Annotated in this window: 12 protein-coding genes and 1 tRNA gene; 9 read left to right on the top strand and 4 right to left on the bottom strand. The window is 43.0% G+C overall.

Annotation, left to right across the window (positions count from 1 at the left end; genetic code table 11):
- Positions 1-248 precede the first annotated feature (248 nt).
- The 6 genes from DWW90_RS06855 to DWW90_RS06830 all read left to right on the top strand — a co-directional run bounded on the left by DWW90_RS06855 (position 249) and on the right by DWW90_RS06830 (position 12,016).
- Positions 249-3,401, top strand: coding sequence for a TonB-dependent receptor (locus DWW90_RS06855; RefSeq protein ID WP_233547664.1), 3,153 nt, complete (start codon positions 249-251; stop codon positions 3,399-3,401).
- Positions 3,402-3,428: 27 nt separating this feature from the next.
- Positions 3,429-4,967, top strand: coding sequence for a RagB/SusD family nutrient uptake outer membrane protein (locus DWW90_RS06850; protein ID WP_122331856.1), 1,539 nt, complete (start codon positions 3,429-3,431; stop codon positions 4,965-4,967).
- A 30-nt stretch (positions 4,968-4,997) separates the two neighbouring features.
- On the top strand, positions 4,998-5,867 hold the full coding sequence (locus DWW90_RS06845; RefSeq protein WP_122344446.1) for a hypothetical protein: 870 nt from the start codon (positions 4,998-5,000) through the stop codon (positions 5,865-5,867).
- Positions 5,868-6,054: 187 nt separating this feature from the next.
- Positions 6,055-7,200 (top strand): ATP-binding protein, encoded by a 1,146-nt coding sequence (locus DWW90_RS06840; RefSeq protein ID WP_122331855.1) that lies wholly within the window; start codon positions 6,055-6,057, stop codon positions 7,198-7,200.
- Positions 7,201-7,409: 209 nt separating this feature from the next.
- Positions 7,410-10,388 (top strand): TonB-dependent receptor, encoded by a 2,979-nt coding sequence (locus DWW90_RS06835; protein ID WP_255418854.1) that lies wholly within the window; start codon positions 7,410-7,412, stop codon positions 10,386-10,388.
- 29 nt (positions 10,389-10,417) lie between these two features.
- Positions 10,418-12,016, top strand: coding sequence for a RagB/SusD family nutrient uptake outer membrane protein (locus DWW90_RS06830; protein ID WP_122344444.1), 1,599 nt, complete (start codon positions 10,418-10,420; stop codon positions 12,014-12,016).
- 110 nt (positions 12,017-12,126) lie between these two features.
- Here DWW90_RS06830 and DWW90_RS06825 read toward each other — a convergent pair whose 3' ends face one another.
- From DWW90_RS06825 to argB, 4 genes are all read right to left on the bottom strand, one after another.
- Positions 12,127-13,587 carry a PD40 domain-containing protein gene (locus tag DWW90_RS06825; RefSeq protein WP_122344510.1) on the bottom strand — a complete coding sequence of 487 codons (1,461 nt, stop codon included), beginning with the start codon at positions 13,585-13,587 and terminating at the stop codon, positions 12,127-12,129.
- A gap of 11 nt (positions 13,588-13,598) precedes the next feature.
- Entirely contained in the window at positions 13,599-15,353 is a 1,755-nt protein-coding gene (locus tag DWW90_RS06820; protein ID WP_122344443.1) for a DUF6057 family protein, read from the bottom strand.
- Between the two features lie 11 nt (positions 15,354-15,364).
- Complete coding sequence (locus DWW90_RS06815; RefSeq protein WP_122344442.1) at positions 15,365-16,834, bottom strand: ATP-binding cassette domain-containing protein; 1,470 nt, start codon at positions 16,832-16,834, stop codon at positions 15,365-15,367.
- Between the two features lie 264 nt (positions 16,835-17,098).
- Positions 17,099-17,866, bottom strand: a complete 768-nt coding sequence (gene argB / locus DWW90_RS06810) for an acetylglutamate kinase (RefSeq protein WP_122331849.1) — start codon at positions 17,864-17,866, stop codon at positions 17,099-17,101.
- A gap of 77 nt (positions 17,867-17,943) precedes the next feature.
- Between argB and DWW90_RS06805 the strand changes: the two genes are divergently transcribed.
- The 3 genes from DWW90_RS06805 (at position 17,944) to DWW90_RS06795 (ending at position 20,881) form a co-directional block, all read left to right on the top strand.
- Positions 17,944-18,016, top strand: a tRNA-Gly gene (locus DWW90_RS06805).
- Between the two features lie 178 nt (positions 18,017-18,194).
- Positions 18,195-19,562, top strand: a complete 1,368-nt coding sequence (locus DWW90_RS06800; protein ID WP_122344441.1) for a sigma-54 dependent transcriptional regulator — start codon at positions 18,195-18,197, stop codon at positions 19,560-19,562.
- Positions 19,559-20,881, top strand: a complete 1,323-nt coding sequence (locus tag DWW90_RS06795; RefSeq protein WP_122344440.1) for a PAS domain-containing sensor histidine kinase — start codon at positions 19,559-19,561, stop codon at positions 20,879-20,881. The genes DWW90_RS06800 and DWW90_RS06795 overlap by 4 nt, the downstream gene beginning before the upstream one ends.
- Positions 20,882-20,945 lie beyond the last annotated feature (64 nt).

Below are 20,945 nucleotides of genomic sequence, written 5' to 3'. Positions count from 1 at the left end.
AGATAATTTTAAATGAGCCGCAAATAGAGGATAAGCAGAGGCGAAACAACCTAAAATGCCGATTTTGCACACTCTTTTGTTAATTAACGACCTTGTTTTTATAAAATACTGTTAGTTTTTAGTTGTTATAATAAATTTATTATTACATTTGCCATCACTTAGGAAGATTTATACATAGTTGGTGTATAAGATTACAAATAGAATAGTGCAAATTAGTTATTTATAAGTTAAACAAAAAAAGTGTGTCTATGAAAAGGTTAACTTTCCTTTTATTCTGCCTATTATTAGGTATTGGGATGGCCAACGCTCAGACGTCGAAAGTGACAGGTACTGTTATTTCGGCAGAAGACAATGAGCCCATCATTGGTGCATCTATAGTTGTTAAAGGTACGACTATAGGTACAGTTACAGATTTTAACGGTACATTTTCTTTAGATGTACCAAGTTCTGCAAAAACTCTGGTAGTTTCTTTTGTGGGCATGAAACCCCAGGAAGTCGGAGTTAAATCTAATTTGAAAATCATTCTTGAATCTGATAATCAGATGCTTGATGAAGTAATGGTCGTCGCTTATGGTACTGCAAAGAAAAGTTCTTTCACAGGATCAGCTTCAACCATTAGCAATGAGAAGTTGGAACTTCGTCCAATTACAAATCTGACAAAAGGTTTGGAAGGACAAGCTACTGGTTTGTTGACAACTTCAGGATCCGGACAGCCTGGTGAGGCTGCCTCTATTGTTATTCGCGGTTTTGGTTCAATTAATGCATCCCAAGATCCGTTGTATGTCGTGGATGGTATTCCGTTTGATGGTTCTTTAAGCTCTATCAATCCTTCTGATATCGAATCTATGACCGTATTGAAGGATGCTTCTGCCGGAGCCTTGTATGGTGCACGTGGTGCTAATGGTGTTGTTATGATCACAACGAAACAAGGAAAAGAAGGTAAAGCACAAGTAACATGGCGATCAACAGTTGGTTGGGCTTCACGTGCTATCCAACCGTATGACATGGTTGATCAAAAGGACTTTGTACAATTGACTTATGAAGCTTTGCGCAATGGTTATGCTTTTAACTCCGGTTATTCATGGGAACAGGCTCAACAGATGGCAAGATCAGGTTTGAGTGCCAATTTAGGAGGTGAATTATACAATCCATTTAAAAACTACACATGGGATGATTTGATCAACCCTGAAACCGGAATGGTTCAAGCCGATGCTGCTTCGGCATGGGATGAACGATGGATGGATGCTGTTCAGCGTGATAATGCGTTCAGACAGGAACATCAATTGTCAGTGAATGGAGGCTCCGATAAAACGAAATATATGTTTTCTCTTGGATATTTGAATGAAGATGGTATCCTTATAAACACAGGTTTCCAGCGTTATAATGCTCGTGTGAATGTTAATTCGAATGTAACCGACTGGTTCAAGGCTAATGTAAATGCATCTTTATCAAACTCGGTTCAAGACTATAGTGATTATGATGGCTCTTCTACATCAAACGTTTGGTATTCTGCACAATTTGTATCACCATTATTTCCCGTTTACATAAAAGGCTTGGATGGTAAAAATGTTTTAGGAGAAGACGGAAAACCCCAGTTGGACTATGGTGAAAACGGACGTCCGGGCAGTTATACGGATTATAATCCAGTCGGAGGTTTGACGGATGACAAATCAAATAGAAAAAATGATGTAGCAAGTCTACGTACAGGTGTTACCTTCGGTTCTGACAAAGACAACTTCGGGGTTTTCAAGGGAATAAAACTTAACGTGAACTTTGGTCTTGACTATCGTAATCAAGCACGAATGAGTTATATGAATATGTATCATGGCAACCAAGCTACAGCAGGAGGTTTGTTGACTAAGTACAGTACTCGTATGCAAAGCTATACTTTCAACCAACTATTGTCATGGAACCGTTCCTTTGGATTGCATTCTTTTGATGTATTAGTCGGTCACGAATTCTATGCTTACAGCTACGAATATCTGAAAGCCGGAAAAACAAATCTGGTCGACGGCATTCTCGAATTGCGCCCAGGTACGACACTTAACTCTGCAGACTCTTACACCGATAATTATCGTATTGAATCATGGTTAGGACGTTTCAATTATAACTATGATGAAAAATATTATTTTTCTGCATCTCTGCGTACAGACGGTTCCTCACGTTTTCAGAAAGATAATCGTTGGGGTACATTCTGGTCTATTGGCGGTAACTGGCGTATTTCAAGAGAAGCCTTTATGGAAGACATTAAATGGGTAGACAATTTGTCCCTAAAGTTAAGCTATGGACAACAAGGAAACGATAATATCCTGCATTCCGATGCAACAAGTAATTATTACTTATGGCAGAGTTTATATGATTTAGGTTGGCCTAATTCAAATCAAATCGGTGGCATGGTTTCCTCTTTGGAAAACAGGGAAGTGTCTTGGGAAAAGAATGGAAATTTAAACGTAGGTATTGAAGCAACCTTATTAAATAGCCGTTTAACGGTTAATGCCGAATATTACAATCGCAAGACTGTTGACATGCTATTGAGCTATCCGATGGCTACTTCTACTGGATTTAATGGTTACAATGCCAATGTTGGAGATATGAGAAATACAGGTTTTGAATTTGAATTGAGAGGAACACCTATCCAGACTGAAGACTTCAGATGGAATCTTTCTTTCATGGGATCAACGGTAAAAAATAAAGTATTGAAACTGACTAATACTGCACCTGAAATTATAAAAGGAAATTACAGCATTAAAGAAGGTATGCCTATTAATACATTCTACATGGCTAAATCAGCTGGCGTAGATCCTGCAACAGGTGCTCAACTTTATTGGGTTTATGACAAAGATGAAAACGGGAATATCATAAATGAGCGTATCAGCGATGATTATTCAAAGGCATCGACCAGTAAATATTATCAAGGGAATCGCATTCCTGATCTTTATGGTAGCATCGGAACAGATTTCTCTTATAAAGGCATCGATTTGGCAATCTTAACAACCTATTCTATTGGCGGTAAGATTTATGATGGTTTGTACACAGGTTCCATGAATGCACAGTATGCGACAAATACATGGAATAAACACCAATTGCGCCGTTGGCAACAGCCTGGTGATATAACAGATGTACCTCGTGTAGAAATTAATGGATCTTATACAGCAACTGATCGCTTTTTAATTAATGCATCTTACTTTGCAATTAAAAATATCACATTAGGTTATTCTTTGCCTAAAGATTGGATGAGAAAAGCGAAACTTAATAATATCCGTGTATTCGGTTCTATCGATAATTTGGCATTATTCTCTCACCTGCAAGGTATGGATCCTCAGTATAATTTCAAGGGCGAAACTGATTATACTTATGCACCGAATAAGACCTATTCTTTTGGTGTGGAAATTAATTTCTAAAGTAGAAACATTTTTATAAGAAACAAGATGAAAAAGATATTCAAATATATGTTTGTCGGTCTGATGGCTTGTACTACTCTGTCATCCTGTCTGGAGAGTTCACTCGATACCAATCCGACCGATTCAATGTCCGGAACAGGATTATTGGCTAATGCAAATGCAGCTTTAGTACCTCTGAACGGCCTTTACCGTTCCATGTATTCGGCATGGTCTCCCACAGATAACACACACCAATGTTTCGGCATCAGTGCTTATAATTTAATGGGTGATGTGATGGGTGAAGACCTTATTATGGCGGATAAGGGAAGTGGTTGGTTCTGGTATGACTGCCTGTATAATGTAAAAAGCAGATATACTTCTACTACATGGCGTTCATATGATTTATGGAATTGCTATTATACATGGATTTCCAATGCAAATTATATTCTTTCCGCAGAGGAAACAATGGCCGGTACGGAAGCGGAAGTTAACTATGTCATAGGACAAGCTTATGCAATACGCGCTTATTCATATTTTATGTTGGCACAGAGTTTTGCACGTACCTATAAAGGACATGAATCCGAACCTTGTTGCCCGATTTACACAGAACCGACCGTTGCCGGTACGGAAGGAAAGCCTCGCTCTACCGTGCAAGAGGTGTACGATTTGATTGTTGGTGATATAAATAAAGCAGTTGAGCTGCTAAATGGTACTACTCGTAAACATATTTCCCATATTGATTATTGTGTAGCTTTAGGTTTTCAAGCTCGCATTGCCCAAGTAATGGAAGATTGGAATACAGCTAAAAAAGCATCTGAAGAAGCGATTGCAACAAGTAAATGTACTATCGCTAAAGTTTCGGATTTTAAAGGTGTGAATAGTACAAGTGCTCCAAATGTTATGTGGGGAGCTGAAATTCTTTCTGATCAAAGTGGTATGTATGCCGGTTTTTTCACACATATGGATGCTGATGCCGATAAGTACGGAGCTAAAGCCCGTAAACAGATTAGCAAAGAATTATATGAAAAAATGGGGACGACTGACGACCGTTTGATATGGTGGAATCCCGAAGATGCGAATAATAAAGCTGGGGGATACCAACAAGAAAAATTCAAATTTTCTGAAATTCAAACTTGGATGGGTGATTATATTTGGATGCGTATTGAAGAAATGTATCTGATTGCAGCAGAAGCAGAATGTCGTTTGGGTAATGACGCAGGTGCACGTGGATACTTAACGGACCTGATGAGCAAACGTGATGCTTCATACAGTTGTGATCATAAATCCGGAACAGCTATGGGTAAATTGACCACTGATTATACAGGTTCTTTATTGGAAGAAATTATCATACAACGCCGTATAGAACTTTGGGGTGAATTTGGCCGTATCTACGATATCCGCCGTTTGAAACAAGGCTTCAAACGAACCGCAGAAATGGGTTGGCCGATTGATGCTTTACTCGTTAATCGTAATGCCAATGATCCTGAAAGCTATATGTGGGTATTAACTATTCCTCAAACCGAGTTTGACGGGAATGCCAGCCTGGATCAGACTAAAGATCAGAATCCAGTCGGTGATACTAAATAAATTCTATTTATTGATTAAAAGAATAAAGCGATGAAATATATCTCAAAATTATCAACATCAATAGCTCTTCTATCAATCGCATTGGCTTTTACGGCCTGCGATAGCGAACAGGAAAGTGCTATATATTCAGATGCAGCAAACGCCGCAGTTTTTGTAAGTGCATCTTTAGCTGATATTACAGTCTCGCCTGCCGATCCTACTTTTACAGTAGATGTCGTACGTGCAAATGCCGGTAGCGAACAAAGCGGAACTGTTGCTCTAACTGCGACAGTAGAAGACGAACCTCTGGTTGGTTGCACTGTTTCCGGTTACACTTTTGCTGCCGGTGAAAACATGGCAAAAGTAACAGTAAATGTTTCTCCATTGGAAATCGGCAAAGAATTGGAAGTTACATTGACATTGGACAACACAAATGATCCTATTAGTGGTAGTAATACGGTTACTGTAACTGTCAACAAAGATTACAATTGGGTATCTTTAGGTACCGGTACATTTGCAGATATTCTGGCTTTCACAGAAAAGCCCTACAATGTAGAAATCCGGAAAGCTGAAGGTTTTGACCGTTACCGCGTAATCAAACCATATGAACAAGGCTTGAAGAATGATGATGGTCAATGGGGAAATGCGGTTGCAGCTACCTCTTGCGACTATATTGAATTCTGGATAAAGGACGGAATTATTTATTACAATAAGTTCTTTATCGGTATAAACTATGACGGTAGTCCTTCAAATGCAATTTATGCTTATCATCCAAGCTCTTTTTCAGGAATAAGTCTTGCAAATAACAAGCAGCTTGATGACAAAACATTCCAGTTGGCGCCTTATTATTATATAGAAGCTTTACAAGGCGGTTTTGACTATACAGGGGAAGGTGGTTCTATTCTTATTACTCTTCCATAAAAACATATAATATTATAATCCATAAAAAGCCGGGTTCTAACTGATAGAATCCGGCTTTTTGTTCCTTAATGTATATAGTATATGAAATAAGTTAGTTTGAAATAGATTGGTTTCAAATTAACTCATTTCATTTTTGCACTTTTCAAGTTTTGTGCCTACATTTGCTTCTACATAAAATGATTGTTCTATGGAAGCACCATTTGTTTACGGACGCATTGCCGACAAGCAGAATTTCACAGATAGAAAAGATGAAGTTGCATTGTTAAGCCAGAATTTCAGTAGTCTTATTAATACTGTCATCATATCCCCGCGTCGTTGGGGTAAAACTTCTCTGGTGAATAAATGTGCAAGACTTTTATCTGAAAAAAATAAAGATATACTGGTTTGCCAGGTTGATATCTTTAATTGCCGGACAGAAGAACAATTTTACACAGCCTATGCCAATGCCTTGATGCGGGTATCGACCTCTGCTTGGGAAGAATTTGTTGCCGGTGTAAAAAAATATTTGGGACGAATGGCTCCGGTTGTCTCTCTTTCAGAAGGCAGCCAAAGTTATGAACTGTCGTTTGGGATCAGCTTTAAAGAAAACCGACTCTCCTATGATGAAATATTAGACCTGCCACAACAAATTGCTAAAGATAAAGGTAAAAAGATAATTGTTTGTATCGATGAATTTCAAAATATCAACGAATATGAGGATTCGCTCGCATTTCAACGTAAGCTTCGTGCCCACTGGCAGACACATACATCTGTTTGTTATTGCCTTTATGGAAGCAAGCGGCATATGTTATTAGATATTTTCAATGATTATAGTATGCCATTTTATAAATTCGGAGATATTCTCTTTTTACAAAAGATAAAACGGGAAGATTGGATCACCTTTATTTCTAAACGCTTTGCAGACACAGGTAAACAAATTTCCGATGAATTATGCGGTATGATTGCCGATAAAATGAAGAATCATCCTTATTATACTCAACAATTGAGCCAGCAGACCTGGTTGCGAACTTTAGATGTCTGTTCGGAAGAAATAGTAGCCGAAGCATTCAACAGCTTGATAGGACAGTTAAGCCTGCTATTTACCAATATAATCGACTCATTAACTTCTCGTCAAATTAGTTTTCTTATTGCAGTTGCCGATGGTATTGTCAATTTTTCATCCAAAGACGTATTGAAACAATATCAATTAGGCACATCAGCCAATATCAAAAATCTAAGAAAAGCAACACTCGAAAAAGACCTGATCGATATCTTACCGGGTAATGTGATCGAAATCCAAGATCCTGCATTTGAATATTGGCTAAAAAATGGATATCAGGCTTCTGCAAAATAGTTTTTCATACGACTCGTTCAACAGGAATCTGGTAGAATAATAGTTCTATTTATATAGACTATTGTATGGAAGCAATTAATTCTATGATATTGGCTAATCATTTGAAAATCAATTAACATAGCATCATGTCTACATGCTTTTATTGTTTTTGCTATTTTGAAGTAAATTAATATTAGTATTTTAAATAGCACGTTAATTATCAACTATTTATACCAAAACATAGTTCTGCAAAGACTCTGGTAGTTTCTTTCGTAGGGATGAAATCCCAGGAAGTCGGTGTAAAATCGAACCTTCGAGTTGTATTATCTAATGATAACCAAATGATTGATGAGGTGGTGGTTGTCGCTTATGGTACTGCAAAAAAAGGAGCTTTTACAGGATCTGCCGGAGTTGTAAAAACAGAGCAGATCGAGAGACGTCAGGTTTCTGATGTTACGAATGCATTGGCTGGTGCCGTTGCCGGTGTGCAGATTCAAAGTTCAAACGGTCAGCCGGGACAGTCTGCCAAAGTAAACATCCGTGGTGTCGGCTCTATTAATGCCAAATCAGATCCTCTTTATGTTGTCGACGGTATTCCCTATGATGGAGATATTTCTTCCATAAACTCACAGGATATCGAGTCGATGACTGTATTGAAAGATGCTGCATCTACAGCTTTGTATGGTGCACGTGGTGCCAATGGTGTGATTATGATCACGACAAAGAAAGGTAAAAGCGGCAAGGCTACGATTAACTTTGACGGCAAGATCGGCGTAAACTCACGTATGGTTAAGAACTATGATGTTTTGACTGATGTTGTTGAGTATATGGATAACGCATATACATCCCTTTATAACGCAGGTGTTTATAATCTGGGATATGATGCTGCAAAAGCCAACAGATATGCTAATACTTACTTGCCGGTTAAAAGTAAAGGTGGTCTTGGTTATCAAATCTTTACTATTCCGGATGGAGAAAGTCTTTATGGTATGGACGGTAAAATGAATCCGAATGCTACTTTAGGCTATTCCGATGGCGATTACTATTATACACCAGACAATTGGGCGGACGAAATGTTCAGCAATAAAACACGTCAAGAGTATAATCTTAATATATCAGGTTCTACAGAGAAGGCTAACTACTATGTATCATTCGGTTACCTGGATGATCAGGGTATTATCGATGGTTCCGGTTTTACACGTTATTCAACACGTGCAAAGGGCGATTACCAGGTTAAAGAATGGTTGAAAGTCGGTGCAAACATGAGTTATGTTTATTCAAACAGCCGCTCTCCCGGTGATCAGACTGCTACTGCTTCTTCCGGTAATGCCTTTTTGATGGCAAATATGATTGCTCCTATTTATCCTTTATATGTACGCGACACTAACGGTCAGATTATGACAAACCAAGGAAGAAAAGTGTATGACTATGGCGATGGCGAAAGTACTAACCGTTCCCGCTCTTTCATGTCTATCTCAAACCCGGCAGGTGACTTGATTTATAATAAAGATGAATATTTACATGATATTCTGAATGCTACATGGTATGCTGATTTTACCCCAATCGAAGGATTGACAATCACGGCCCGTTATGGTATGAATCTGGATAGCGAACGTTATAACCTTTTAGGTAATGCCTATTCCGGACAGAGCGCTTCTTATGGAGGTACTGCTTACCAGGGACATAGCCGTACATGGGGGTTGGACCAACAGTATCTTGCAACTTACCGGAAGACCTTCAACGACGATCACAACTTTGACGCTATGATCGGTTACGATGGTTACAAGTGGAACGAAGAAATTATTGAAGCAACCGGTCAGAATTTGTATAATCCGGAAGATTTCCATGTGAATAACGCCATCAACCAGTTAATCGGTTACGGTTATGGAAATTCATATGCAACAGAGGGTTATATTGCTCGTGTAAACTACGATTACAAAAACACTTATTATGTAAGTGCGTCTTTCCGTCGTGACGGTTCATCCCGCTTCCACCCGGATCATCGTTGGGGTAATTTCTGGTCGGCAAGTGCTGCTTGGATTATGTCGAAAGAACAGTTCATGGAAAACATCAGTTGGATCGACATGCTGAAACTTAAGGCATCTTTCGGACAACAAGGTAATGACCTGATCGGTAATTATTATGCATACATCGATCAGTTCAAAATGACCGGTTCGAACGGTCTGTTTGCTGATGGGACTTTGGACTACAAGGGTAACCCCGATCTGACTTGGGAAACATCAACATCTTTCAATGCGGGTTTTGATTTCAGCATGCTTAATAACCGTTTAAACGGTAGCATTGAATATTTCTTACGCCAGTCTACGGATATGTTGTATTACAGACCGGTAGGTCCGTCAGCCGGTTATCAGGAATTGCCGATGAATGTCGGTTCGATGCGGAACTCAGGTGTGGAAATCGACTTGGCTTATTCTATAATCAAAAATAAAAATATTTCCTGGGATGTCAATTTGAATGCATCTTTCATCAATAATAAGATTATTAAATTGCATAAGGACCTGGAAGGTGAATTGATTGATAATACACGTATTTATTCGGAAGGAGAATCCATGTACCGTATGTATCTGGTAAAATATGCAGGCGTTGATTCTGAAACTGGTAAAGCCTTATACTGGGCTAAAGACAAGGACGGAAAGGCTATTACAACCGACGATTATTCAATGGCTGTAAACTATAAAGAAGCTACGGATAATTTACTTCCTACCGTTTATGGAGGTTTTGGTACTTCTGTCAGCCTGTATGGTTTTGATGCTTCTATTCAAATGTCTTATCAGTTAGGTGGCCAGATCTACGATAGCGGTTATGCCCGTTTCATGCACGGTGGCACTTCATCTTATGCAGGCACGAACTGGCATACAGATATCCGGAATGCATGGAGTGAGACAAACAAAGGATCAAACATTCCTCGTCTGGACGCAGAAGACAAGTATGCAAGCTCCCAGTCCGACCGTTGGATCACCAGCTCAAACTATCTGTCACTGAACAATATTACATTTGGTTATACTCTACCGAAGAATATCACAAATAAATTCTTAGTAGACAGATTACGTGTTTATTTCGCAGCGGATAATGTTGCTTTGCTTTCTGCACGTAAAGGCCTTGATCCACGTCAGAGCTACACTTCTGCAACAACAGCACTCTACACACCGATTCGTACAATTTCCGGTGGTATCAGTCTAACATTTTAATTAATTTGATAGAAGAAATTTATTAGCGTATGAAAACGAAAAATATATTATCTGTACTCGCCGTGTCGGCATTGGTGTTTACAGGTTGTGTCGATTTGGATACTATTCCGGAAGGAAACATTGTAACTTCCGACCAGAAAGATGAGATTCTGGAAAGCGATCCTTCTAAAGCAGAAGCCAGTGTGAATGCAATCTATACACAATTCAGCCTTTTCGCCACAGTCATTACGGAAACCGAAAGACATAACGATATCGGTTACCCGGCCCTGATGTTATTCATGGATACAAATGGAGCCGACTTTTTGAGTGATGACAATGGTTATAACTGGATGGGAAATAGCTTGACATTTGATGACCGTATTTTCACTTCTTACGAAAGCCGGATTAACTGGGGCGTTCTTTACAATCAGATTTACGCAGCCAATACGGTTATCTCATTCTTGGGTGAAGATTCTGAAAATCCTGACTACCAGAATTATGTAGCACAGGCTCATGCCGCACGTGCATTTGACTATTGGGTATTGGCCCAGTTGTATCAGTTTAACTATACAAATCATAAATCCGATCCTTGTGTGCCTATCATTACCGAAAAGAATGCTCTGACAGTAACGGATGAAGGTTGCCCGCGTGCTACGGTTGAGCAAGTCTATGCACAGATGATGGAAGATATCAACAAAGCAATTTCTGTTCTGGAAGATTCACCTCTTAAAAGAAGAGACAAGCGGTATATCAGTGTAGATGTCGCTTATGGTATTCGTGCACGTATTAACCTTTCAATGGGTAATTGGGCGGCAGCGGCTGAAGATGCGGATAAAGCAATCAGCCTTTCTTCCTCTTCTCCTTATACAATTGAACAAATGAAGAGACCGGCATTCAACAGTGCTGATGACAACTCCTGGATGTGGGGTATCAAAATTGCTGAAACAGACGAAGTCGTAACAACTGGTATTTGTAACTTCCCGTCTCACATGGGATCTTTCAACTATGGTTATTGCTGGTATAGCGGTGGCCGCCAGATCAATAAAATGTTATTTGAATCTATTCCTGCAACAGATGTCCGTAAAGGTTGGTGGTTAGATGAAAATACTCAATCTCCTAATCTCAATGAAGAGGATATGGAAGTTATCAATACATACTACGGCCCTTATACACAAGTAAAATATGCACCGTACAAGGGTGAATTGTGGACTTCTACTAATGCCAGTGACATTCCTTTGATGCGTATTGAAGAAATGTATTTGATAAAGGCTGAAGGACAAGCAATGAGTGGAAACGTGGCGGGTGCCAAAACTACTCTTGAATCTTTTATTCAGGAATATCGTGATCCGGAATTTACTTGCAAAGCGACTTCTCCTCAGGATATGCAGGAGGAAATATATCACCAGCGTCGCATCGAACTTTGGGGCGAAGGTATGTCCTGGTTTGATATTATGCGTCTGAACAAGGGTGTAGACCGTCGTGGTGCAGGTTATCCGAATGCGTCTTCTATCTTTAATATTCAGCCGGGAGATCCTATCTTATTGTGGCGTCTACCTGAAAAGGAAATTCAGGCAAACAAAGCATTGAGTAATAACGATAACAATAAGGCTACTCCGATACCAAGTCCTGTACCTGACTTCGGCGAATAGAATTTAAGAATGTCTAACAACTTCAAGTTATAATAACAAAAGGTGTGTATGCCAGATTCGACATACACACCTTTTGTATGTTAACAGGATTGGAATATCCTCATATAAGATCACTTTGCAAACCGGACATCCGTCCCTTTATCGTCTTTTGCCTTAATTGCCAGTGCACGGCCTTGTACCTTCACTTTGCCGGTTATAAACTCGGGTATATTAAACGACTTCATAAAGCCTTGATAAAAATCCGTTTCTTTCTGGGGCAATAAGAAAGGCTTTCCAATCTTACCGTCTTCACCGACATAGGCGATATACGGGCGCGTGTATAAACCGTCTATCCTCCGGCTACTGAAAACAAACCAGCGGCTATTGCTGCTCCAGGAATGATAGCTATCCACATCATCACTGTTCACTTCCGTCAACGGACGGCTCGCGCCCGTAGAAAGATCGGCCAGATACAAATCGGCATCCTTATGCCAGATGGAGAAATTGCCATAACCGGACAATGTATATAACAGGTAACGTCCATCGGGAGAAACACGCGGGAAAGAAGCGCTCATTCCGCCGCTCTTCGCATTATAGAGCGTATCGACCTGCGAGCCGAAAGCACGTGTTTCCGGATCAAAGGAGATAGAGCAAAGATTATATTTGATTTCCGAATATTCCTGCGGAATCGGGCGTGCCTCCGCTGTACAAAAATAAAGGGTCTTCCCGTCAGGAGAGAAGGTTGGGAACGTCTCGTATGCATCTTTCGAGAATATCTTGGATGTGGTCACAATCTCGTGTTTCTGCACATCATATACAACGACATCGGAAGCCTCGTCATACACCTCCACCCTGTTCTTGTCGTTCAGATGAAACGCTTGCTTGGTTGCGTTCACCGAAAAGGCTACATATTTGCCGGAAGGATGCCAGGAAGGATAAACCAAAGATGACATCGTCTCCTTCGTCTTTGTATTCAGCTTTTCGATCTTTCCGCCATCGACCAGGATTGTCCCGGGAAAAGTCTCACGCATATGAAACAGCATCTTATCCGGATTCTGCATACAAAACGAATGGCAGTTCACACAGTTGTTTCCGCTCATCTTATTCTCGATAATGGCGCTTTGCGTATAGTTTTCCAGATTCCGCTGATAGATTCCCATCTTGTTCCATAGCTCATATCCCGGATCGATCAAGCGGTAAGCCAGATAAGAGTCGACCTTTTCCCGTGCTACCTGAATCGAGAAAGGTGCATACGCCACCCACTCGTTTCCTTGCTTCGCCTGAACAGTTACACGGATCGAATTGCCGGCTGCCGATTCCAGCAGTTTCTTCCATTTGGAAGCCGGAATCACAAAGCTGCCCTTCTTTCCTTTCACTTCGAACTGCTGCCCTTCAAAAGAAAAGACGGCACGGGCATCCGTATCCATGTCTTTCAAAGCGAAGTTCAGAGGAGCGATATTAGGCGGAATGACCACACCGGCATAATCGGGGAAAATAGCAGGCGCCTCATCCAACGTCCGCCCCACTTTCACCGAGTCGGAACAAGACAACAACGCAGCTAACATCAACACATATAGATTCTTTTTTTCCATCTTCTTACACATCATTTAAACATAAAATAAAACCAGTAAGTATTGCCATACGAGCGGTTCAGCAGACCGGCAAGGGCAGCACTGTTATTCCGGTTTGCAAGCACCTGTTTTTTATACTCGGCAAAACGGTTGACAACCGTTTCCGATATATTGAAACGCTTCCAATAATCAGGTTCCTTTTCTGACATAACGATCACAGCTTCTTGGAAATGCAAAGGCAGAACAGGCAGAAATTCCGTTCCATAATATTTTTCCACCACCGCTTTAAACCCTTCCAGGTCTTTGGCCAACAAATACATGGCACCCAAATACTGCATAGCGGCAGAATTGGCCGGCCCTTTTTTCAAGAATCGCTCCAAGTCTCCGTTCAACCCGTCTATCATGGCCAGCGTATTCTGCTCAGGCAACATCCGCCTGCGAAGCCCCAACACCGGATCATTCTCTACAGCCTCGTCGTTATACAGATATTTACGCTGCGCACCGGCCCAATCCCGGTAAGCGAACGTCTTTTCCAAAATCGATATGTATTTCTCCGCAACCGGATAAGCGCCGTAGATCAGGTTTGTCTGTACCAGCCTTTTCAGCATACGGGGATTTCCGTCATCCATAGCGCTGACATATCCTTCAAAAGCCATCTCCTGGGCGGAAGCGGTCGCTCCCATCGTAAAGTAGATATCACTCAACATGCAGGATATGTTTTCCGACTTATTCCACTGGACCAATAACCCTTGCGGTCCTCGCTGGTCGAAGTTGAACATCTTGTCCGACAGCTCTCCCCTATTTGCCAATGCCATGTTCAAATGGCACATATACAAGAAATTGGTCAGCTTGCCTTTACATTCTTCTATCGTCTTATCCCATTGTTCCGTACGGGCAAAGTAGTCCATTTTTTTCAGTCTTAATGTCTTTGCATCACTGAATTTGGGAACTCCCCACCACAGAATACCGCCAATCACAGCCAGCTGTCCCACGCAACAGATTCCGGCAATCAGCCTCTTTGCCGGCAGCCCCTTTTTATTCCGAAGAAAGAAAGCGACAAGTACCACCAAAGGCATGCAAATCCAGGAATAATAAATAACACTTTTAGGATGAAGTGTATTATGATAATACAAATCCGGTCCGAAAACCCACCGGTATTCGCCCATCAAAGAGAAATAGACCACGCCAAGCCCCAGCAACAAAACTTCAGCCATCTCGATTAAAGAGATGTACCATTCAGGCGTTTTACGAAGCAATTCGTACAGGCAAACCATCCCGGCAAACAACAGCGCAACGGAACCTGCCAGCCAAAACAGCACCGGAACCAAAACGCACCCGGCAACCAGACGAAAGAGATCCTTTCGTATCCGCATATACCCATAAAGCACCGCTGTCATCATCAAGTAGCAGACAGTCCCCTGCACCCGGTAATTAAAATCAAAATGCATGAAAAGCAAAGCCAATACGGGCAATACATATAATAGGAAGAACGCCGAAGAAGGTGCAATCCGCTTGACAATACCAGCCGTACAAATACCGACACCAGTCAACAAAGCCGCAACAATCGCCGGCCCGGCATAAGGCAGGATGAAAAACTGCACCAAAAACTCTGCCACCAGCATGGACAAACCGCCTGGCAAAACAAGTTTCTCCATCGCATACGTTTTCGAGAACAAGAACAACTGACTCTGTTCTATATAATAGAAGTGATACTCGAAACTCGTTTGCAGGAAAGCGAACAAAGCTCCAAAAACAACCAACCAAAAAGCAACAAGTTTATATTTCATCAGACAAAACCTTAAGCGTGTTTAACCAATCGAAAATGTTTATCCACCGAAGCTGGCAACTCATGCGGATAGTGCGTCACGTAGATCAACGTCTTACCCGGACGCGCACAAAACTGCTCGATAATAGCAGCCGCTTTCTTCTTATTGCTTACATCCAGTCCGTGCAACGGTTCATCCAGAATAATCAAGTCGGGATCTTTCACAAAAGCACGGGCCAGAAGCGCCAGACGCTGTTCACCGGAAGAAAGGGTGAGGAAAGAACGGTCTTTCAGCTCTTCGATACCGAATACGTGCATCCAGTCCAGCGCAACCTTCTGTTGCTGCTCCGTACATTTCCGGTACAGCCCGATTGAATCGAAGAAGCCGGAACCGACAATATTCAGAGTGGGCACATTCTCCATATAGAAAAGATGCATCTCCGGCGAAACATAGCCGATACGTTTCTTTATATCCCAGATGCTTTCTCCCGAACCCCGTTTCCGGTCAAACAAGTATAGCGTATTGGCATACGATTGTGGATTATCGGCATAAATCAGACTAAGCAATGTTGACTTGCCAGCCCCGTTCGGACCGAACAAAGCCCATTTCTCACCATTCTTCACCTCCCAATCCAACTCTTTCAGGATCGTCCGGCTACCATATTTAATCGATACATGCTCCATCCGGAAAGTAACGGTATGTGTGGAAGGTTCCTTCTGCTGCTCCACCGGAAGCGAAAGCGGTGCCATCCGGACCGGATCCGTTTTTCCTTCGGAAGGGAACAGGTCCGCAATCAGATCCGTTTGCCGCAGAAACTCTTCACGGCTGCAAACCGGCAGGCATCTGCGTTGTTTGACCGGCAAAACATGGGTGATCATTTCCGGTATATCATCCGGATTAGAGAGCAGCAAAATAACCTGTACCCCCTCCAACTTCGTCATTTGCTGAAGCATTTCCACCAAAACTCCGCGCGAAGGCGCATCGAGTCCGATAAACGGGTTATCCAGAATCAGCACATGCGGCCGTTTCAACAAGGTTCGCACGATCAGGAACTTCCGCAGTTCCCCACTGGAAAGGAAGAGCAGTTTCTTCGGTAAAAACTCTTCTATCCCGAACAAAGATAACACTTTATGGAAATCTTCCGTTCCGGCGTGTTCACTTAATATATCTTCTATCGTGGGAATATCATCTGTTTCTGTCGAATGCCAACGCTGCTGGTAGTAAGAATTACGGCAATCGGCCAGGGAGTAAATATCTTTGAAAGCAATGCTCTTCACCAAATCGCTTACATTCCCTTCATATCCGAAGGTCACTTCTCCTTCTTTTAATGCGAATTTACGCTGCATGACATCGGCTATCAGCGTCTTGCCTGCACCGTTCGGGCCAATGACAGCCCATTGTTCTCCCTCTTCTATCGTCCAGTTAAGAGGTTCTTCGAAACGCAGTTCCGGCAAGCGGGTGACTACATTCCGGATGTTTACCATTATATTCCTATTTTCCATCGCCTTTCTATTACACGTAGCAAAGGTAACAGAAAAGGGGGAACTCTCACAAGCTCCCCCTTCCTATTTTGTACAGGTTTATATGTTTATGTATTCCTTCGCAAATTAGTTACTCAAAATAGACCTGCACCTTATCCCAACGTTCGTTTCAAAAATACACTTAAACTATTTACGCTACAAATATAATAATTAATTTTACTTATTATCATTTCACGCGTTATTTTTGTTGCAAAACATAATTTATGCAACAAAAATAGTAACAGATTAAAAGACGCGCGTACCTTTTCCCAAATGAATCTCCGAAGCCTGCGTGATAATTACCTCTTTGACTCCGGCGTCGATCGCCTGGAACGAATTCTCCAGCTTGGGAATCATGCCGCCCTGGATAACGCCTTCTTCCACAAACTGCTTGAAAGCCGTACGGTCTATTTCCGGAATCACGCTTTCGTCATCGTTCTCATCTCTCAGCACTCCTTTCTTTTCAAAGCAGAACATCAGGGTTACATCAAAATGTTTCGCCAAAGCTTTAGCAGCTTCACCGGCGATCGTATCGGCATTCGTATTCAACATATGCCCTTGTTTATCATGCGTGAGAGGAGCCAGGACAGGAACAATCCCCTGATGAATAAGGGATGCCAGCAAATCGGCATTCACCTCTTTGACATCTCCGACAAAACCATAATCGACCTCTCCCACCGGACGTTTGTCCGAACGCATCAGGTTCATATCTGCGCCGGTCAACCCGAGCGCATTCACACCTAAAGCTTGCAGGCCGGCCACGATATTCTTGTTGACAAGCCCTCCGTAAACCATCGTGACCACTTTCAGCGTTTCCGCATCCGTAATCCGGCGTCCGCCCACCATCTTGCTCTCGATACCCAACTGCGCAGCCAGCTTTGTGGCAGAGCGTCCGCCTCCGTGTACCAGCACTTTATAGCCTTCCACCTGTGAAAAGTCGTTCAGCAATTTGCGAAGCGTATCTTCTTCTTCGACAATCTTACCTCCCACCTTAATCAGCGTAAGTTTCTCCATACTTCTAAATTCTTTTAAAATTTTTGCGCCAAAGGTACTAAAAAATAAAAGATTTATATACTTTTGCACCATCCAACGCGGTAGTAGCTCAGTTGGTAGAGCATCAGCTTCCCAAGCTGAGGGTCACGAGTTCGAGCCTCGCCTACCGCTCGCAAGAATCAGGCGCAACCTTTAAAGTGTTGTAGCCTGATTTTTTTAACTTTCCTCCCCACGCATTTGCCTGTCGACAATTGTCGGCAAGCGATTAACCGCAGGGAAAATTCAACTTCAGTCACCGTATATCTCACAAATTATCTGTATGTTTGAAGCCTAAAATCAATAGAAAACCATGGCAACACGGCAGGGAAAGATTCTGATAGTAGACGACAACGAAGATATCCTATTCACGTTAAAGATGTTACTCCGCCCTCGGGTAGAGAGTATCACGACCTGTTCCGATCCGAAAGAGATCAACCGGCTGGTATCGAGAAACCAGTACGACGTTGTCCTGCTGGACATGAACTTCACGGCCGACGCAGTCAGCGGGAAAGAAGGATTCTACTGGCTGGAACGGATACTGGAAATATCGCCCGGGACAGTCGTCATCCTGATCACCGCCTATTCGGACACGGAAAAAGCCGTACGTGCCATTAAAGCCGGGGCAACCGATTTCATCCCGAAACCCTGGCAGAATGAAAAGATGCTGGCAACGGTTTCAACTGCCCTCGAACTGAGTCTCAGCCGTTCGGAAGTACGGACGTTAAAGGAACAGAAGTCGGCATTGACCGCTTCGGAACCGGAAATTGAAATAATCGGCGAATCGGCCGCCATGCAAAACGTATTCCGGACGCTCGAAAAGCTGAAAGACACAGACGCCAACATCCTGCTGCAAGGTGAAAACGGGACGGGAAAAGACCTGATTGCCTACACGCTTCACCAGCAGTCCGTACGCGGGAAGGAACCGTTTGTCCCGATCGATTTGGGTAGCATTCCGCACGAACTATTCGAAAGCGAACTGTTCGGACATGAGAAAGGTGCGTTTACAGATGCAGACAAAAGCAAACCCGGACGAATCGAGATTGCATCCAGCGGCACGCTTTTCCTGAACGAGATCGGAAACTTGCCACTCATAGCGCAATCCAAACTTCTGACTGTCATCGAACAACACAAAATAAACCGTGTCGGTTCGACACAAGAAACGCCGGTCGACATACGCCTCATCTCGGCAACCAACACAGACTTGCATGCCGCCGTACAGGAAGGACGTTTCCGGCAAGACCTGTTGTATCGGATCAATACGATCGAGATAACGATCCCGCCTCTACGCGAGCGTGGAAACGACGTCACATTGCTGGCCCGGCATTTCCTGCAACGCTACAGCCGGAAGTATAAAAAGGAGATCGAAGGATTCTCCGGGGAAGCGCAACAACTCCTGAAACAGTATCATTGGCCGGGAAACGTACGCGAACTGCAACATGTCATCGAACGTGCCGTCATCCTTTCCGAAGCCGGAGAGCTGCAATATGACGATTTCATGCTCCGCCTTCCTGTTTCCGCCTCTCAGGATAAAGAGGGTAAGTTCAATCTGGAAGAACTGGAAAAGAACACTATACGGGAAGTGTTGCGCCATTGCTCGGGCAACATGACACAGGCGGCCGGCTTGCTCGGCATCACCCGCACTTCCTTATACAGACGACTGGAAAAATACGGCTTATGAAACGTTACACTAAAAAAACGGCCGGATTAGTATTCCTGCTGCTGGTGACCAGCGTGGCCTTCGGGCTTCTGGTTGCTTACGGATTCAGAATCTCTGCAGCTGTCACGTTCGGACTGCTCCTGATTGAAGTTTACGGCCTGTTCCGCCTGATGGAACGCAGTGACCGGCTGTTCAAACAATTCATCTGGTCAATGCGCTATTCCGACTTCCTCTCTTCCGGCCCTCCTTTGCAAGAGCAGGGCGACAAAATCCCGCAAGACCTGGTCTACGCGATGGAAGAGGCTTTGCAGCATTACAAAAAACACCTGCAGGAGAAAGAAAGCCAACTGCAATATTTCCAGGCATTGGCAAACCATATCGACCTTTCCGTCTTTGTCTATTCCGAAAGCGGACAAGTGGAATGGATGAACCAGGCTTTCAAGATACAAACCGGGCTGAACTTCGCCGAAACGATAGACGATCTGGCGGCTTATCATCCGGAGCTCCCCGCACGTCTGCGTACGTTGCATCCCGGCGAATTGTCCATCCTGCAAGTCCGGCGAAAGGAAGACTACTCGCAACTGATCCTTTCTTCCATCTCGTTCGTCGTATTGGGTAAACCGCTAAAGGTCGTCAGCATGAAAAACATACGTTCCGTCCTGGAAAACAAGGAGACGGAAGCCTGGCAGAAACTGATCCGGGTGCTAACACACGAGATTATGAACTCCATGACTCCGATTGTTTCCCTGTCGGAACTGCTCCGGAATAAATGCATGGACGAAGCAATGTCCGATGCGGAAGAACGGGAAGAAACCGGCCAAGCCATCGAAACGATTTACCGCAGGAGCAGCGGCCTGGTGCGGTTCGTAGAGAGTTACAGGAAAGTGGCCGGCATTCCGACACCTGTTCCGGAAATCATTCCGGTCAACAGCTTGCTTAACGATGCCTGCCTGCTGTTTAAGGAGCAGGAAAACATTCTGAAAGTGCTTCCTTCAACTGCTCATTTACAGGTCATTGCCGACAAGGGATTGATCGAACAAGTATTGATCAACCTGATTAAGAACGCATTGGATGCGACCCGCCACCGTCCTGATCCGCAAATCGAGCTCTCCGCCGGAATCAACGAAGAAGGCAAAACCTTTATCCGGGTAAGCGACAACGGAACAGGCATTCCGGCCGATGTACAGGAACGCATCTTTATCCCTTTCTTTACCACCAAACCATCCGGTTCCGGCATCGGTCTGAGCATCTCCCGTCAGATCATGCACATGCACAAAGGCGATTTGACTGTGACGTCGGAGAACGGGACAGGCAGCCGGTTCTTGCTACTTTTCTCCTGACCCGGCAAGTGCAGCCTTGAACTTTTGACAACTTTTCTTTCAAGAGAAAAGTAATATATCTACA

Origin of the sequence: Parabacteroides sp. AF17-28 (genome assembly GCF_003479205.1) — a bacterium.
Classification (GTDB): domain Bacteria; phylum Bacteroidota; class Bacteroidia; order Bacteroidales; family Tannerellaceae; genus Parabacteroides; species Parabacteroides acidifaciens.
This window is presented reverse-complemented; position numbering and strand designations above follow the sequence as displayed.